General features: G+C 73.1%; 14 protein-coding genes. 9 read left to right on the top strand and 5 right to left on the bottom strand.

Going from position 1 to position 15965, the window contains the following annotated elements:
• The first annotated feature begins 5 nt into the window (after positions 1–5).
• The 6 genes from ACZ4VW_RS22925 (at position 6) to ACZ4VW_RS22900 (ending at position 6533) form a co-directional block, all read left to right on the top strand.
• Positions 6–1157, top strand: a complete 1152-nt coding sequence (locus ACZ4VW_RS22925; protein ID WP_467965233.1) for a fatty acid desaturase — start codon at positions 6–8, stop codon at positions 1155–1157.
• Between the two features lie 5 nt (positions 1158–1162).
• Positions 1163–2515 carry a phosphoribosylamine--glycine ligase gene (gene purD / locus ACZ4VW_RS22920; protein WP_467965231.1) on the top strand — a complete coding sequence of 451 codons (1353 nt, stop codon included), beginning with the start codon at positions 1163–1165 and terminating at the stop codon, positions 2513–2515.
• A gap of 116 nt (positions 2516–2631) precedes the next feature.
• A complete protein-coding gene (locus tag ACZ4VW_RS22915; RefSeq protein ID WP_467965327.1) occupies positions 2632–3966 on the top strand; it encodes a diaminobutyrate--2-oxoglutarate transaminase in 1335 nt (444 codons plus the stop codon).
• Entirely contained in the window at positions 3963–4559 is a 597-nt protein-coding gene (locus tag ACZ4VW_RS22910; protein ID WP_467965229.1) for a rhodanese-like domain-containing protein, read from the top strand. Before ACZ4VW_RS22915 ends, ACZ4VW_RS22910 begins: the two co-directional genes overlap by 4 nt.
• Positions 4560–4683: 124 nt before the next feature.
• Entirely contained in the window at positions 4684–5163 is a 480-nt protein-coding gene (locus ACZ4VW_RS22905; protein WP_467965227.1) for a cobalamin B12-binding domain-containing protein, read from the top strand.
• A complete protein-coding gene (locus ACZ4VW_RS22900; RefSeq protein ID WP_467965225.1) occupies positions 5160–6533 on the top strand; it encodes a methylaspartate mutase in 1374 nt (457 codons plus the stop codon). The genes ACZ4VW_RS22905 and ACZ4VW_RS22900 overlap by 4 nt, the downstream gene beginning before the upstream one ends.
• 87 nt (positions 6534–6620) lie before the next feature.
• On the opposite strand, the gene ACZ4VW_RS22895 is transcribed toward ACZ4VW_RS22900, so the two are convergent.
• Complete coding sequence (locus ACZ4VW_RS22895; RefSeq protein WP_467965223.1) at positions 6621–8009, bottom strand: MFS transporter; 1389 nt, start codon at positions 8007–8009, stop codon at positions 6621–6623.
• Positions 8010–8199: 190 nt separating this feature from the next.
• Between ACZ4VW_RS22895 and ACZ4VW_RS22890 the strand changes: the two genes are divergently transcribed.
• Positions 8200–9267, top strand: coding sequence for an ArsR/SmtB family transcription factor (locus ACZ4VW_RS22890; RefSeq protein ID WP_467965221.1), 1068 nt, complete (start codon positions 8200–8202; stop codon positions 9265–9267).
• Between the two features lie 255 nt (positions 9268–9522).
• Here ACZ4VW_RS22890 and pdxH read toward each other — a convergent pair whose 3' ends face one another.
• Entirely contained in the window at positions 9523–10158 is a 636-nt protein-coding gene (gene pdxH / locus ACZ4VW_RS22885) for a pyridoxamine 5'-phosphate oxidase (RefSeq protein WP_467965325.1), read from the bottom strand.
• 229 nt (positions 10159–10387) lie between these two features.
• Between pdxH and ACZ4VW_RS22880 the strand changes: the two genes are divergently transcribed.
• Positions 10388–11497 carry a citrate synthase 2 gene (locus ACZ4VW_RS22880; protein ID WP_467965219.1) on the top strand — a complete coding sequence of 370 codons (1110 nt, stop codon included), beginning with the start codon at positions 10388–10390 and terminating at the stop codon, positions 11495–11497.
• A gap of 60 nt (positions 11498–11557) precedes the next feature.
• Here ACZ4VW_RS22880 and ACZ4VW_RS22875 read toward each other — a convergent pair whose 3' ends face one another.
• A complete protein-coding gene (locus ACZ4VW_RS22875) occupies positions 11558–12592 on the bottom strand; it encodes an isopenicillin N synthase family dioxygenase (RefSeq protein WP_467965217.1) in 1035 nt (344 codons plus the stop codon).
• A gap of 316 nt (positions 12593–12908) precedes the next feature.
• On the opposite strand from ACZ4VW_RS22875, the gene ACZ4VW_RS22870 reads away from it, so the two are divergent.
• The gene (locus ACZ4VW_RS22870) at positions 12909–14645 is read left to right on the top strand and encodes an FAD-dependent monooxygenase (protein ID WP_467965215.1); all 1737 of its coding nucleotides are present in this window, start codon (positions 12909–12911) and stop codon (positions 14643–14645) included.
• Between the two features lie 19 nt (positions 14646–14664).
• On the opposite strand, the gene ACZ4VW_RS22865 is transcribed toward ACZ4VW_RS22870, so the two are convergent.
• Positions 14665–15261 (bottom strand): TetR/AcrR family transcriptional regulator, encoded by a 597-nt coding sequence (locus tag ACZ4VW_RS22865; protein ID WP_467965213.1) that lies wholly within the window; start codon positions 15259–15261, stop codon positions 14665–14667.
• The gene (locus tag ACZ4VW_RS22860; protein WP_467965211.1) at positions 15249–15956 is read right to left on the bottom strand and encodes an enoyl-CoA hydratase family protein; all 708 of its coding nucleotides are present in this window, start codon (positions 15954–15956) and stop codon (positions 15249–15251) included. Before ACZ4VW_RS22860 ends, ACZ4VW_RS22865 begins: the two co-directional genes overlap by 13 nt.
• Positions 15957–15965 lie beyond the last annotated feature (9 nt).

The raw sequence follows: 15965 nt of genomic DNA, 5'->3' as shown, positions 1-15965 counted from the left end.
AGAACATGACGACGCAGACAGAGCCTCAGACGACCACACCCCGCGAGACGATGAGGAGTCTCCCGGCGATCTTCCAGCCCTACCTCACCTGGGTGACCGGAACCCCGCTCGAAGGGGGCAGACAGCTCATCAGCTGGAGCCCCAACAAGGCGGGGGTGCTGGGCCTGGTCCAGATGGCCGGCGGCATCGCCCTGGGCGCGTGGGCCCTGCACCCCTTCACCGGCTGGTCCGTTCCCCTGCTGGTACTGGCCACGCTGCTGACCACCGGCGGTATGCGCCGCCTGGACGTCGTGATCGTCCACCAGACGCTGCACCGGATGTTCGCCAAGTCCCACACGGTCAACCGGGTGGTCGGCGAGATCATCACCACCGTCTTCTGGCGCAGCCCGTACGACGAGAACCGGCGCGAGCACCTGCTCCACCACCAGTTCCCCTGCTCGATGAAGGACGCCGACACCCGGTACCTCCTGAGCACCGGCATGCGACCGGGCATGTCACGCGCCGAGTACCGGCGCTACCTGTGGTGGACGCTGGTCTCCCCCAAGCACCACTGGGGCTTCTCCTCCGGCCGGATCGTGTCCAACTTCAGCGGTCCGATACCCCGATACCGCCTGGTCATGTCGCTGGTGTGGCTCGCCGCGACCATCGCCTTCGTGGCGCTGACCGGGTGGTGGATGGAGTACCTCGTGCTGTGGATCCTGCCGCTGTCCGTGTGCTTCCAGGCCGCGACGTTCCTCTACACGCACACCGAGCACCGGTGGTGGATCTTCTCCAACGCGGAGAAGCTCACCAAGAAGGAGCGGGACCACCTGACCTTCGGCCGCATGTGCGGCGAGGCGGTGCCCGGCCCCGAGGTCCGCGGCGCGGCCAAGCGTGCCGCGGCCTGGACCACCTGGTGGTTCCGGATCCTCGTCGTGCACTCCTCGTACCGGATGTTCGTCCTCGTCGGCGACACCGTGCAGCACGACCTGCACCACATCCACCCCAACTGCGACTGGGCGAACTCCGCCTATGTCCGCAGCCACGACATCGCCGAGGGCTCCGACCGCTACAGCGACGTGTGGGGCTCGCTGGTGGACCACCTGCACGAGGCCGGCATGGTCGGCCAGCCGCTCGACCGGCTGCTGACCCCCGAGCGCGCGGGTGACGGACGATGAAGCACATGGAGGAGCGCGCGGAAGAGCGCGCCCCGCGGAAGCACCGCGTCCTGGTGGTGGACGGCACGGGCCGTGGCCACGCGGTCTGCGAGCTGTTCACCCGTACCGACCCCGACGTCGTCGTCTACTACGGCCCCGGCTGCGACGTCATCGAGCACGACCGGATCATCCCGGTCGGCACGGTGACGCTCACCAACCCCCGGCCGACGCTGGAGTTCCTGGCCGAGCACCCGGTCGACTTCGTCTTCATCTCCAACATCGACGCGCTGTCGCGCGGTTACGTCGAGATCCTGCGCGCCTTCGGGCACCGGGTCATCGGCCCGACCGCCGAGGCCGCGGAGCTGGAGTCCAGCAAGGAGCGCGGCAAGCGCTTCTGCCTGGACCACGGCATCCCGACGGCCGCGTACCAGTCCTTCACCGACCCGGAGGCCGCCAAGGAGTACATCCGCTCGCTCTCCTACGCCTGCGTGGTCAAGATCGACGTGCTGACCCCCGACGGGGACGGCGCGGTGGTCTGCGACACCGCGGCCGAGGCGACGGACGCGGTGGACGCCTTCGCCCGGACGTACGGCGAGCAGTTCAAGGTCGTCGTCGAGCAGCGGCTGACCGGCCAGGAGCTGTCGGTGTTCGCGCTGCTCGACGGGGAGAGCGCCCTGCTCTTCCCGACCGCGATGGACTTCAAGCGCACCCTGGAGCAGGACGCCGGCGGCAACTGCGACGGCATGGGCTCCATCGCGCCCCACCCCGCCGACGACGAGGCGCTGCGGCAGGAGATCCGCACGGTCCTCCTGGAGCCCCTGATGCGGGGCATCGCCGCCGACGGCCTGGACTTCACCGGGTTCGTCTACCTCGGCACCATGATCACCGACACCGGGCTGCGGGTCATCGAGATCAACGCCCGGTTCGGCGACTCCGAGGCCGAGGTGGTCCTGCCCAGCGTGCAGAGCTCCTTCACCGCCCTGTGCGAAGCCGTGCTGGAGCGCCGGCTGCACCTGGAGGAGCTCACCTCCGACGGCCTCGCCCGCTGCTCGGTCGCGCTCACCCAGGGCTGCCTGGACCCGAGCGACCCGCAGGCGCTGCCGGGCTGGCCGTTCGGCGCGTACGAGACCGGCCAGGAGGTCCACGGCCTGGCCGGGATAGACCCCGCCGAGGCCGACGTCTTCTACGCCAACCTGCGCCGCGACGCCACGGGCACGCCCGTCACCTCGGGCGGCCGGGTGCTGCACGTGGTGGGCCGCGGCACGACGGCGGACGAGGCGAGGCGAGGCGCCTACCGGCAGCTCGCCCACGTCTCCTTCCGCGGCATGCGCTACCGGGACGACATCGGGGCCGAACCCGCCGTCGTCGTCCCCCACTGACCTCTGTCACGAGCCCTGGAACCCCAGGCGGTAAGGCGGTAACAGCAATGACGGCAACGACAGTCGGCACGACGGCCGACACCACGGCCGTGACGACAGCCGGCATGACAGCCGGCATGACGGCCGGCATGACGGCCGGCCTGACGGTGGAGATGCACGAGTCCGGCGTCCGGTCCTACTCGCGGGCGTTCCCGGGTGTCTTCACCACGGCCAAGAACGAGCTGCTGCGTTCCGAGGACGGCACCGAGTACCTCGACTTCCTCGCCGGCGCCGGCACCCTCAACTACGGACACAACCCGGAGCCGGTCAAGCAGAGGCTCATCGACTACCTGAGCAACGACGGCCTCACCCACGGCCTCGACCTCGTCACCACGGCCAAGGCCGGCTTCCTCGACGCCTTCGGCCGGCACATCCTCGCCCCCCGCGGCCTCGACTACCGGATCCAGTTCTCCAGCCCCTCCGGCACGAACGCGGTCGAGGCGGCCCTCAAACTGGCCCGGCTGGTCACCGGCCGCGGGCCGGTGGTGGCCTTCAGCGGCGGCTTCCACGGTGTGAGCACCGGCGCGCTCGCGGCGACCGGTTCCGCGCACTACAAGCAGGGCCTCTACGCGACCCTGCCGAACACCGTCCACCTGCCCTACCCGGACTCCCCTCTCGGCGAGTTCGACTCCCTCGACCTGCTGCGGCGTCTGCTGGAGGACCCCTCCGCGGGCCTCGAGAAGCCGGCAGCCGTGCTGATCGAGACCGTGCAGGGCGAGGGCGGCGTCTACGTCGCTCCGGTGGAGTTCCTCCGGGGGCTGCGGGAGATCTGCGACCGGCACGGCATCCTGCTGATCGTCGACGACATCCAGGCGGGCTGCGGCCGTACCGGCGCCTTCTTCTCCTTCGAGCGGGCGGGCATCGTCCCGGACATCGTCACCCTCTCCAAGGCCATCGGCGGCTACGGCCTGCCCATGTCCGTGGTCCTGATCAAGCCGGAGTACGACATCTGGCTGCCGGGCCAGCACAACGGGACCTTCCGCGGCAACCAACTCGCCTTCATCGCAGCCGAGTCGGTGATCCGGCACTACTGGGCGGACGGCACGGACGGGGCGTTCGTCCAGGAGGTCCGGGCCAAGGGACGGGCGGCCGAGGAGTTCCTCACCACCGCCCTCACCTCCCGGTACCCGGTCGCCCTGCGCGGTCTGGGCCTGATGCTGGGTCTGGACTTCTCCCGGACCGGTGACATGTCGGCCGCCAAGGTGTCCCAGCTCTGCTTCGACCGGGGGCTGATCGTGGAGACCTGCGGGCGCGCCGACGAGGTCCTGAAGCTCCTGCCCCCACTGACCGTCACGGACGAGAACCTGCGGCGCGGGCTCGAGACCGTCGTATGGGCCGTGGACCAGCTCGGCGGGGCACGTGAAGGGGCCACGGCAGGCGCCGGAGCCCGTGGAGAGGTGGTCGCGGTATGAGCCAGGACCCCTGGACCGAGATGTCCGACGAGAAGCACCGGGTCCTCGGATTCCGCGCGGCCGAACCGGAGGAGGCGCTCGCGCACTTCGTCGGCCGGCTGCGGTTCGAGACCGACCCGTACGACGTGAACGCCGACCTGGCGGCCGGCCTGACCGGATTCGTCGTCCTCGACGTACGCCGACGGCCCGCCTACGACGCCGAACACATCGAAGGCGCGGTGCACCTCTCGCACCACGACATGACCCCGCAGACGCTCGCCGCGCTCGACCCCGCCCTGGTCTACATCACCTACGGCTGGGGCCCCGGATGCAACGGGGGCACCCGCGGGGCCGCCAAGCTGGCCGCGGCCGGACTGCGCGCCAAGGAGATGATCGGCGGCCTGGAGTACTGGCAGAAGGGCGGCTATCCCACGGCCGGTTCCGGCACGGCGTCCGACGCCGAGCCGGGCACCGCGCCCGGTACCGGGTCGGGCGCGGCGTCCGGCGACGGCAGTGGGCTCGGGGCCGGGGCGCGGGTCGGTACCGACGCGGCCGCCGGGACCCGCACCGCTGCCGCCGCCGTCCCTGCCGCCACCACCGGCTGCTGCATCTGAACCCGGCCCGCCGTCCGCTGCCGCCGCCACACCGGCCCCCGGAGTGGCGGCGGCAGCGGGCTGTCCGGCACCCCCGCCTCCGGACACGGACCCCTGCCAGCTCCCGCGAGAGGAACAGCACACCATGAGGGCGCAGCTCTCCCAGGCAGGCCGACGCATCCTGCTGTCCACGGTCTCCTCGGACTCCCACACCTGGAACCTCGTCTTCCTCCAGCTCCTGCTGGAGGAACTCGGCCACGAGGTCATCAACCTCGGCCCGTGCGTGCCCGACGCGTTGCTCATCGAGACGGCGGCCGCCGAGCAGCCGGACGCGATCGTCATCAGCTCGGTCAACGGCCACGGCCACCTCGACGGCGCCCGGCTGATCCGCGCCGTGCGCGCCGACCCACGGACCCGCGCGATCCGCGCCCTGATCGGCGGCAAACTCGGCGTCCAGGGCGGCGACGACACCTCGTACGTCCGGGAACTCGCGGAGGCCGGATTCGACGCCGTCTGCGTGGACGGCGCCCCCGAGACCGCCCTGCGGTCCTTCCTCGCCGCCCCGCCCGCCGGCCTGCCCGGCGCCGCTCCCGTCCGCGATCTGGCCGCCGGGACCGCCCGATGAACACACCGGTCGTCCTCAGCGGCGGCACAACCGCACCCACCCCGGCCCCCGCTCCCGGTTCCCAGGACCTCGGCGAGTACGTCCGCCGGTACGCCGACAGCGCCCTGATCGTCCAGCCCCGCATGGGCATGTCCGACCCGGGGGCGATGGCCGCCGGGCTGCGCGCGGTGGCGGGCACCCGGGCCCGGACCGTCGCCACCCTCACCATCGACAGTTACACCCGTGTCGGCGACGAGGCCGGCGCCCGAGCCGCCCTCGCCCGCCAGGGCCTTCTCAACGGATACCCCATCACCGTGCACGGCCCGGAGCTGACCGCCGCCCTCGCCGGCGCGGCGGGCGACCGGCCCGTCCAGGTCCGGCACGGCTCGGCCAGTCCCGGCGCCATCTTCCGCACCCTGGTCCGCGCCGGGCTCTCCGCCAGCGAGGGCGGCCCGGTCTCGTACTGCCTGCCCTACGGGCGCACCCCACTGGCCGAGTCGGTGGCGCACTGGCGGGAGGCGACCCAGCAGCTGGCGGACGAATGCGCGGCGCTCGGCCGCCGGGCCCACCTGGAGACCTTCGGCGGCTGTCTGCTGGGGCAGTTGTGCCCGCCCTCGCTGCTCATCGCCGTCAGCCTGCTGGAGTCCCTGTTCTTCGTCCAGCAGGGCATCCGCAGCGTCTCCCTCAGCTACGCGCAGCAGACCCACCCGGTGCAGGACCTGGAGGCGCTCGCCGCGCTGCGCCGGCTGGCCGACACCTATCTGCCCGAACGTGTCGACCGCCACCTGGTCCTCTACACGTACATGGGTGTCTTCCCCGCCACCCGGGCCGGCGCCGAGCTGCTGACGGACCGCAGCGCCGAACTGGCCGCGCGGGCCGGGGTGGAGCGCCTGATCGTGAAGACTCCCGCCGAGGCCCACCGGATTCCCACGGTGCCGGAGAACATCCGCTCGCTGCGCCGCGCCTCCGAGGCCGCCGCCCGGGCGCGCACCGCCCACGATCTGCCCTGGGCGCACCAGACGGACCACAGCGAGGTGCTGGCCGAGGCGACCGCGCTGATCGAGGCGGTCCTCGAGCTCTCCGACGACGTGGGCAGCGCGCTGCTGCAAGCGTTCCGCCGGGGCCTCCTGGACGTCCCGTTCTGCCTGCACCGCGACAACCGGGCCGCCACCCGCAGCGCGATCGACGCCGACGGGCGGCTGGTCTGGGCCGACCAGGGGGCGCTGCCGCTGCCCCGCCGGGCGCGGACCGGGGAGCGGAGCGTCACCGCCGCCCAGCTGCTGACCATGCTCCGGCACACCGCCGAGCAGTACGACAGCCTGGGGGCCGCGGCCGGGGCCCAGGGCGCCCTGCCCGGTACCGCCCAGGGCGCCCTGCCGACCGCGTCCTGACCGGCGTACGACGGGAGGCGCGGCCGTACGACGGAGGGGCGGGCCGGACACCTGGTGTCCGGCCCGCCCCTTCCCGTGTGCGTTGCGTCAGACCGCCGGCGCGGGCTGGAGCACGTCCGCCCCGTCCCTTCCCTGGCCCGCGTCCCCCTCGTCCTGCTTCGGCCTGGCCGCCTCCACCATCCGCTCGAGCAGCAGCAGCGCGGGCACCGCCAGCAGACCGAGCGTCATCAGGAACACCCAGGGCCACGCGGCGCCCAGATCGAGCAGCAGGGTCAGCAGCAAGGGGGCGACCGTCTGCCCGAAGGTCCAGGACAGCTGGTAGACCGCCAGGTAGCGGCCGCGCAGGTGCTCGGGGGCGAGGGACACCGACAGGTCCTCGGAGAACGGGGTCGCGGCGGTCTCGGCGAAGTTGTAGAGGACCATGGCGACGAACAGGCCGACCACCGCAGCCCAGGCGGGGGCGAGGCCGAGGGCCGCGAAGATCCCGAACGCGACGGCGTTGATCAGGCTGCCGGCGGCGATCACCCGGATCGGCCGGTACCGCTCGAGGCGCCGGTTCACGAGCGTCTGGGTCGCCGCGACCTGCACGCTGTTGAGGACGAGCAGGACACCGCCGATCCACGCCGCCTGCCCCAGGCCCTCGGTCACGAACACCGCGATGAGCAGACTCAGCACCAGCGCCGCGAACACGAAGTTGATGTTGATGCCGACGAGCAGCATGTACCGCTTGTCACGCAGCACGGTCCCGTAACCGCCCTTGGCCCCGGGCTTCGCCGCGTCGTCCTCCACACCCTCCTGCCGCTGCTTCTTCCGCTCCTGCTCCTGCTCCTCCTTCTGGCGCGCCGCGGCCTGGACGGCGGCGAGCGGCGGCCGCCACAGGCCGAGCAGGAGCGCGGCGACCAGATAGCTGGCCGCGTTCGCGACGACCAGGAGCTTCAGCCCGGTGGTTCCGTCGAAGCCGACCAGCAGGGCGCCGAGCGCGCCGCCGAGCCCCAGGCCGCTGTTCCGCAGCATGTGCAGCAGCGCGAACCAGCGCGGCCGCCGCTCCGGCGTCGAGGCGAGCACCACCAGGCCGCTGCTGGACGTCCAGTAGGCCGCCCCGCCCATCTGCGTCAGGAAGGCCACCACGACGATCTGCCAGAGGTTCTCGGCGAGCAGGAACCCGGCGTAGCCGACGGCCGAGATCAGGTTGCCCACCAGAGCGACGACCCGCGCCCCCCACCGGTCGATCAGCGGCCCCACCACCATCGCGGTGGGCACGGCCAGGAACCGGGCCAGGGTGAGCGCGCCGCCGATCGCGGGCAGCGAGAGGTCGGTGGTCTTGGCGAAGTAGACGAGGATGAAGGCGAGGATGAGGCCGGAGCCGATGCTGTCGATGACGGCGGCGTTGACCATCTTCCGGTTGCCGCGCATGTCGGGCAGGGCGAGCCTGCGCTGCAGGAAGCCCTCGCGTTCCGGGGCAGCTGTTTCGGACATGGGTGTGGAAGCCTTTCGGGCGGAGCCGCGCGGGGCGGCGCACAGGACGGGAGGGGCGCGGTCGCATGAGGCGTGGACCGACGGGGCGCGGTGGCGATCTGCCGACCAGCCTGTGGGTGTCCCGAACGCAGGCCAATAGATTTCATCTGGGTCGAATCCATGCGCGGGCCACGGAAGGCGGGGAGGGGCTTTGCTGACGCTCGAGTTCTCCGCCGGCGACCTCGCCCGCTCGCGGTTCGCCCGGTCACCGCTGTGGGAGGTCGTCACCAGCATCGAGTCGCTGAAGGACCCCGGCCGGCACGCCCTGCATCTGGCGTGGGCCCGGGACGTCGGCGACCGGCTCGCCGCGGACCGGATCCGGTTCCCGCTGCTCGCCGCACTGGTGCCCGTACCGGCCGCGTACGTACCGGACTTCCTCACGCCGGTCCCGGAGTCCGGCGAGCCGACGCTGGACGACGAGATCGACCGGCTGCTGCGGACGGGCCCGGAGGCGGTCCGGGCCGACCTCGACCGCATCTCCGCCCCGTTCCCACCCGAGGTCGCGGAGCTGTACGAGGCCCCGGCCCGGGGTCTGGCCCGGCTCGCGGACGAGATCCGCGCCTACTGGGAGACCGCGCTGGCGCCGCACTGGCCGCGCATCGTCCGCCTCCTGGACGGCGAGATCCTGCGCCGCGGGCGTCTGATCGCCCGCGGCGGCACCGAGGCGCTCTTCGCCGACCTGCATCCGTCGGTCGGCTGGGACAACGGCATCCTGCGGGTGGCCCACCCCGGGTACGAGGCCAGCCGCGCCCTCAACGGCGGGCAGGGCCTGGTGCTGATCCCGTCGGTCTTCGTGTGGCCGGGCGTCTTCTCCCAGAGCACCCCGCCCAACCAGCCGGGCCTGGTCTATCCGGCCCGGGGCATCGGCACCCTCTGGGAGCGCGGCCGCGTCCCGGTGCCGGAGGCGGTCGCCGGCGTCCTGGGCCGCTCCCGGGCCCTGCTGCTGACGGAGCTGGGCACCCCGGCCTCCACCACGGAGCTCGCCGAACGCACGGGTATGCCGACGGCGACCGTCTCCCACCACCTCACGGCTCTGCGCGCGGCCGGCCTGGCCGTCTCGCACCGGGCGGGCCGGAGCGTGTTCTACCTCCGCACGGAGCTCGCCGAACGGCTCCTGGGCAGCCACCGGCAGGAGGCACCTTCCGCCCCGCTCACGGCGCCCCGGAAAGGATCCCCGGAAAATAGCTTGAGCCTGCGGCCCGGGCTTCCTAGGGTGTGAGTACACGCTGAAAGGAGGTGATCCGAAAACATGGTTTCTTTTCGGACTCGTGAGGTGACTGCGGGCTAAGGCCTGCCGTCGCACTCTGTGCACCTCGGCAGGCCATCTGCCGAAACCCAAGCAGTCACCCGACCCGTGGGCCGCCGGTAAGTCCGGCCGGCTTCCGTCCGAACTCGAGCGGACGGGACCAGGCCCGCGGGTCGTCTGCGTTTTCCGGCGCCCCGCCGGCGCGTGGGGCCCGCGAGCACTCGCCGCTCACGGTGACAGCCGCTCCACCCGCCAGGCGTCGCCGTCCCCCACCCGGACGTACCGCAGCCGGTCGTGCAGCCGGTTCTCGTGGCCCTGCCAGAACTCCACCGACTCCGGCACGACCCGGAAGCCGCCCCACTCCGGAGGCACCGGCACCTGGCCCTCGTTCTCCGGGTAGCGCGCGGCCAGTTCCTCGTAGCGGGCGAGGAGCTCCTCCCGCGACTCGATCACCGAGGACTGGTGACTGGCCCACGCGCCCAGCTGGGAGCCGTGCGGGCGAGTGCGGAAGTAGGCGACCGTCTCGTCCCGGCCCGTGCGGGTCGCCCGGCCCGTGACGATGACCTGACGGGCCAGCGGGTGCCAGGGGAAGAGCAGCGCGACGTACGGATTGGCCGCCAGCTCGGCGCCCTTGCGGGAGCCGTAGTTCGTGTAGAAGACGAAGCCGGCCTCGTCGTAGTGCTTCAGGAGCACCGTGCGGGAGGACGGGCGGCCCTCGGGGGTCGCGGTCGAGACGACCATCGCGTTCGGCTCGTGGATCGCCGGGTTGGTGGCGGTCTCCTTGAACCAGCGCGTGAACTGTTCGATCGGTTCGGGGGCGAGATCGGCCACCACCAGCTCCCTGGTGCGGTACTGCTCGCGCATGTCGGCGGGATCGAGAGCGGGATCGAGAGCGTCGGTCACAGGGCCATCCTGCCGCAGTGACCTAGTGTGCCCGGCACAGCGTGCCGCCAACCCTTCCTCGCCGGATCGGCGCAGTGTGCCGGATGTCACGCTTCCCCGCATCATCGGAACCGTACAGACTCTTCCGCTGGATGACTGTTACTTCCCGACCAACAACCGGATGATTGATCATCGATAGAGGAGCCGCCTGATGTCCGACTTCGTACCCGGACTCGAGGGAGTCGTCGCGTTCGAAACGGAGATCGCCGAACCGGACAAGGAGGGCGGCGCTCTTCGGTACCGCGGCGTCGACATCGAGGATCTGGTCGGTCAGGTCTCGTTCGGCAACGTGTGGGGCCTGCTCGTCGACGGCGCGTTCGACCCCGGTCTGCCGCCCGCCGAGCCGTTCCCGATCCCGGTGCACTCCGGCGACATCCGCGTCGACGTCCAGTCCGCGCTCGCCATGCTCGCCCCGGTGTGGGGCCTCAAACCGCTTCTGGACATCGACGCCGAGCAGGCCCGCGACGACCTCGCCCGGGCCGCCGTCATGGCGCTGTCGTACGTCGCCCAGTCGGCGCGCGGCCAGGGCCTGCCGATGGTGCCGCAGAGCGAGATCGACAAGGCGAAGTCCGTCGTCGAGCGGTTCATGATCCGCTGGCGCGGCGAGCCGGACCCGAAGCACGTCAAGGCCGTCGACGCGTACTGGACCTCGGCCGCCGAGCACGGCATGAACGCCTCCACGTTCACCGCGCGCGTCATCGCCTCGACCGGCGCGGACGTGGCCGCGGCCCTGTCCGGCGCCGTGGGCGCCATGTCCGGCCCGCTGCACGGCGGCGCCCCGTCCCGCGTCCTCGGCATGATCGAGGAGATCGAGCGGACCGGCGACGCCGTGGGCTACGTGAAGAAGGCCCTGGACCAGGGCGAGCGCCTGATGGGCTTCGGCCACCGCGTCTACCGCGCCGAGGACCCGCGCGCCCGCGTCCTGCGCCGTACGGCGCGCGAGCTGGCGGCGCCGCGCTTCGAGGTCGCGGAGGCGCTGGAGAAGGCGGCCCTGGAGGAGCTGCACAACCGCCGCCCGGACCGCGTCCTGGCGACGAACGTGGAGTTCTGGGCGGCGATCGTGCTGGACTTCGCCGAGGTCCCGGCGCACATGTTCACGTCGATGTTCAGCTGTGCCCGTACGGCCGGCTGGTCGGCGCACATCCTGGAGCAGAAGCGCACGGGACGCCTGGTGCGGCCCTCGGCGCGGTACACCGGCCCCGGCCGGCGCGACCCGCAGGAGATCGCGGGCTACGCCGACATGGCGTCGTACGCGGGCTGACCCGGCCCGCCCCCCGGGCGGCGTACGCGGGCCGGCTCGGCCGGCGTACGCCGCCCGGCCTCAGCCCGCCGTGGTGAGCTGGCGCCCCTCCGCGAGCAGCAGGTCCGCGTGGTGGCGGGCCGCGGCCAGCGGGTGGGCGCGCAGCTTGCCCTTGAGTTCGTTGCGGCCGTACTCGGCGAACAGCGGGTTCGCCGGGTCGGCCGTGATCCCGGGCGCCGTGGAGGCGTACGGGAAGGGCAGCGGGGCGATCCGGGCGTCGAGCCGCGGGTTGTAGAAGAACGGGACGGAGTAGCGCTCCGTCGCTCCCGCCGGGGAGACCACCCGGTGGTTCGTGGCGAGCAGATAGCCGTTCGTCGCCACTTCGAGGAGCTCTCCCAGGTTGACGACGAACGCGCCGGGCAGCGGCGGTACGTCGTGGAAGGCGCCGTCCTCGCGCTGGACCTGCAGCCCGCCGACGTGGTCCTGCAGCAGCAGGGTCAGGAAGCCGTAGTCCTTGTGGGCTCCGACGCCCTGGTCGGCACCGTCACCGGCGCTCCCCGGGTAGCGCACCAGCTTGAGGTGCGGGTGGGCCCGGTCGCCGAAGGCGTCGTCGTAGAAGTCCGCGGGCGCGCCGATCGAGGCCAGCAGCTCGTGCAGCAGCCGCTCGGCGACCCCGCTGAGACGCTCGATCCAGTTCAGCGCGGCCAGACGCAGCCCGGGAAGGGCCGTGGGCCACTGGTTCGGTCCCTGGAGCCACCAGTACGGCGCCTCGCCCGGGCCCGGGACGTGCGCGGGGCGTTCGGCGCCGATGTCGAGCTGGTCGCGCCAGTCCCGTGAGCCGCCGGTGCGTTCGTCGCCGGTGCGGGTGTAGCCGCGGAAGTGCGGCGAGTTGGTGGTGTCGAGGGCGAGCCGGTCGGCCTCGGGCAGTGCGAAGAAGGCCCGCATGGCGGAGGTGAGCGCCCGGGTCTCGGCCTCGGTGACGCCGTGCCCGACGAGCTGGAAGAAGCCGACGTCGTGGGCGGCGCTGTGGAGCTGCGCGTGGAGGAGCCGCCGGGCCTGGGGGCCGCGGTGGGCGGCGGCGAGGTCGACGATGGGGAGCTGTGACGTGTAGGTCATGGTGTGCGTCCGCGTGAGGGTGTACGGGGCCCGGTCGGCGGGGTCTCCGCCGGACGACCGGGGTGGGTGGGCGTCGGGGTCAGGCGGAGGGCCGACAGCCCATGGTCGTGACGCGGAGGAAGTCCACGTGACGACGGCGTACGAGCGAAAGCATGCGACCAGCGTACTGCGGGGCGCCCGCCAGGGATGTGGCGCCGGTCACGGTCCGCCCCACCGCTCGACGCGACGGCCGCGCGCCGCCGGGCGACCATGGGTACGGGACCGGTCCGGGGCCTTCCGTACCCGGTCCCGGGGCCCTCTGTACCGGGAGGCACGCGTGGCACACGCCCGTACCACCGACGTACTGATCGTGGGCGCCGGCCCCGTGGGGCTGAGCGCGGCCGCCGAGCTGCGCCGCCGCCGGGTGCGGTGCCGGGTCGTCGACCGGCTGCCGGCCCGGCTGCCGTACGCCAAGGCCGTCGGCATCCAGCCGCGCACCCTGGAGCTCTGGGACCGGCTGGGGCTGGCCCGCGCCGTCCTGGAGGCCGCCGTCCCCCTGCGCGGCCAGACCGTCCACGTCAACGGCCGGCAGGTCGCGCGGATCGAGCTCACGCTGCCCCCGGAGGTGCCGTACGGATTCGCCGCGCTGCCGCAGTACGAGACGGAGCGCCTCCTGGAGGAGTACGTCGCGGGCCTGGGCACCACCGTCGAACGCGGCACCGAACTCTTGTCGTTCACGCAGGACCAGGACGGGGTGACCGCTCGGCTGCGGGCCTCCGCCGGCGACGAGGAGGAGCTGCGCGCCCGCTATCTGATCGGCTGCGACGGCGCGCACAGCACCGTCCGCAAGGGTCTCGGCCTCGGCTACGAGGGCGGAGCCTTCCCGGAGGAGTACATGCTGGGCGACGTCGAGGCCGACTGGGATCTGCCGCACGGCTACGGCCTGCGGTCCCTGCACCACGCCGAGGACGGCTCGACCGACGACGTGCTGGTCGCCATCCCGCTGCCCGGCAACGGCCGCTACCGCATGTCGATGATGGTCCCGCCGGAACTCTCCGCCCGGGGCCGCGACGCGGGCGGCGACGGCGTGGCGCACGGGCTGGAGGGCGGCCGGGCGCCGGAGCTGTCCCACATCCAGGCCGTGGTCGACCGGCTGGCCCCCACCCCGACCCGCGTCTCCGCACTGCGCTGGTCCTCCGTCTTCCGCATCAGCCACCGGATCGTCGACCGCTACGGCGAGGGCCGGGTGTTCGTCGCGGGCGACGCCGCGCACATCCACCCGCCCACCGGCGCCCAGGGCATGAACACCGGCATCCAGGACGCCTGCAACCTGGCCTGGAAGCTCGCCCTCGTCCTCGACGGGGAGGCCGGGCCCGCCCTGCTCGCCAGTTACGACGCCGAGCGCCGCCCGGTCGGCGAGGAGGTCGTGGGCCGGACCGTCCGGCACGCGCGGCAGGGCGTGGAGACCGACCCCGAGGACCCGAGCACCCTGATGCTCCGGGAGGCCCAACTGCTCGTCGCCTACCGGGACGGCCCGCTCACCGGCAGCGCGTACGGGCCGGACGACGCGCCCCAGCCCGGCGACCGGGCCCCGGACTGCGGCGGCCTGACCGTCCCCGTCGCCGCGTACCCGCTGCGGCTGCTCGACGTCCTGCGCGACCGCACGGGCCACGTGCTCCTGCTGTACGCGACCGACCCCGCCGACCTCGCCAGGGCCGCCGAGGCGGGCGCCGTGGTCGCCACCGCGGTCGGCGGACGGAAGTCGCCCGGCGCGGAGCCGGCGGGCTTCACCGGACTCCCCGGGCCCGGACCCGACGGGCAGGCACCCGCGAGCAGTCTGCGGACGGTGGCGGTGCTCGCCCGCGAGGCGGCCTCCGCCAGCGGCACCGGCACAGGGAGTGCGAGCGTCCCCGGGTACGTGGACGCGGCGGGCGAGTTCGCCCGGATCTACCGCCCCGACGGGCCGACCGGATTCCTGGTGCGCCCGGACGGGCAGCTCGGCGCCCGCTTCCCGCTCGCCTCCACCGCGGCGGCGCTGACCGGCTACCTCGCCGCGCTGTCCGTTCCGGCCTGAGCACGGCGGACGTCGGGGTTCAGCCCAACGCCTCGTCCAGGAGCCTCGACCACTGGGCCACCACCCGGTCCCGGCGCGCCGTGTCGTCCGTCAGGAGGGTGGCCAGGCCCAGACCGCGGGCCATGTCGAGCAGGCCCTGCACCGTCTCCCGTACACCCGGGACGGACTCGTCGGCGGCGAGGAGTTCCACCGCGATCCGGTGGGACTCGCGTCCCACGCGGGCCTCCAGTTCGGTGACCCGGGCGTGGAGCGGGGGCTGGTGGGCCGCGGCCACCCACAGGTGGAGGGCCGCGCGGAAGAGCGGGCCCGTGAAGAGGCCGACCAGGGCGGCGACGGCCTCGTGGCGGTCGCGGGCCGGGAGGGCGCGCAGGGCCTGGGAGCGCTCCTCGGCGACGTACTCCACGGCCGCCGTGAACAGGTCCTCCCGCGTCGGGAAGTGGTGCTGGGCGGCGCCGCGCGAGACCCCGGCGCGCTCGGCGACCACCGAGACGGTGGATCCCGCCCAGCCGTGTTCGGCCAGGCAGGACACCGCCGCCTCCAGGAGCCGCTGCCGGGTGGCGCGGCTCCTGTCCTGCTTCGGGCCGTGGAGGGCCTTCGGGCCGTTCAGAGCCGCCATTCAGGGTCCCGTCGTTCGAGGAAGGCCGTCATCCCTTCGCGCGCCTCGGCGGAGGCGAAGAGCGAGGCCGACCTCTGGACCAGGTCCTCCGCGTCGCGCTCGAAGGTCTCCAGGACTTTAGCCGTGACCAGGCGCTTCGACTCCGCCAGCCCCTGCGGGGACCCGCCCCGCAGCCCGTCGAGGATCGGGTCCAGGGCGTCCTCGCCCGCGGTGACCAGGCCCATCGCGAGCGCCTCCGCGAGCCCGAACCGCTCCCCCGTCAGGTAGTACCGCTCCGCCGCCCGCTGCGCGATCTTCGGCAGCAGCGCGAGCGAGATGACGGCGGGCGCGACCCCGATCCGTACCTCCGTCAGCGCGAAGTCCGACTCCTCCGAGGCCACGACGATGTCGCACGCCCCGAGCAGCCCCAGGCCGCCCGCCCGCACATGGCCGCGGACCACCCCGACCACCGGCTTGGGCAGGGCGACGATCTGCCGGAGCAGCGCGACGAAGGCGTACGGACTCGGCGGGGCCTTCAGGTCCGCGCCGGCGCTGAACGTCGCGCCGGTGTGGGTGAGGACCACCGCCCGTACGGCCGGGTCCTGTCCACACTCGGCCAGCGCCTCCGCCAGCTCGGCGACCAGGGCCGCCGAGAGGGCGTTGCGGGTCTCCGGGGAGTCCAGGGTCAGGGTGGCGATGCCACGGTCGAGCTTCATGCGCGGCCC

This window comes from Streptomyces sp. NPDC029139, from assembly GCF_055564335.1.
This window is presented reverse-complemented; position numbering and strand designations above follow the sequence as displayed.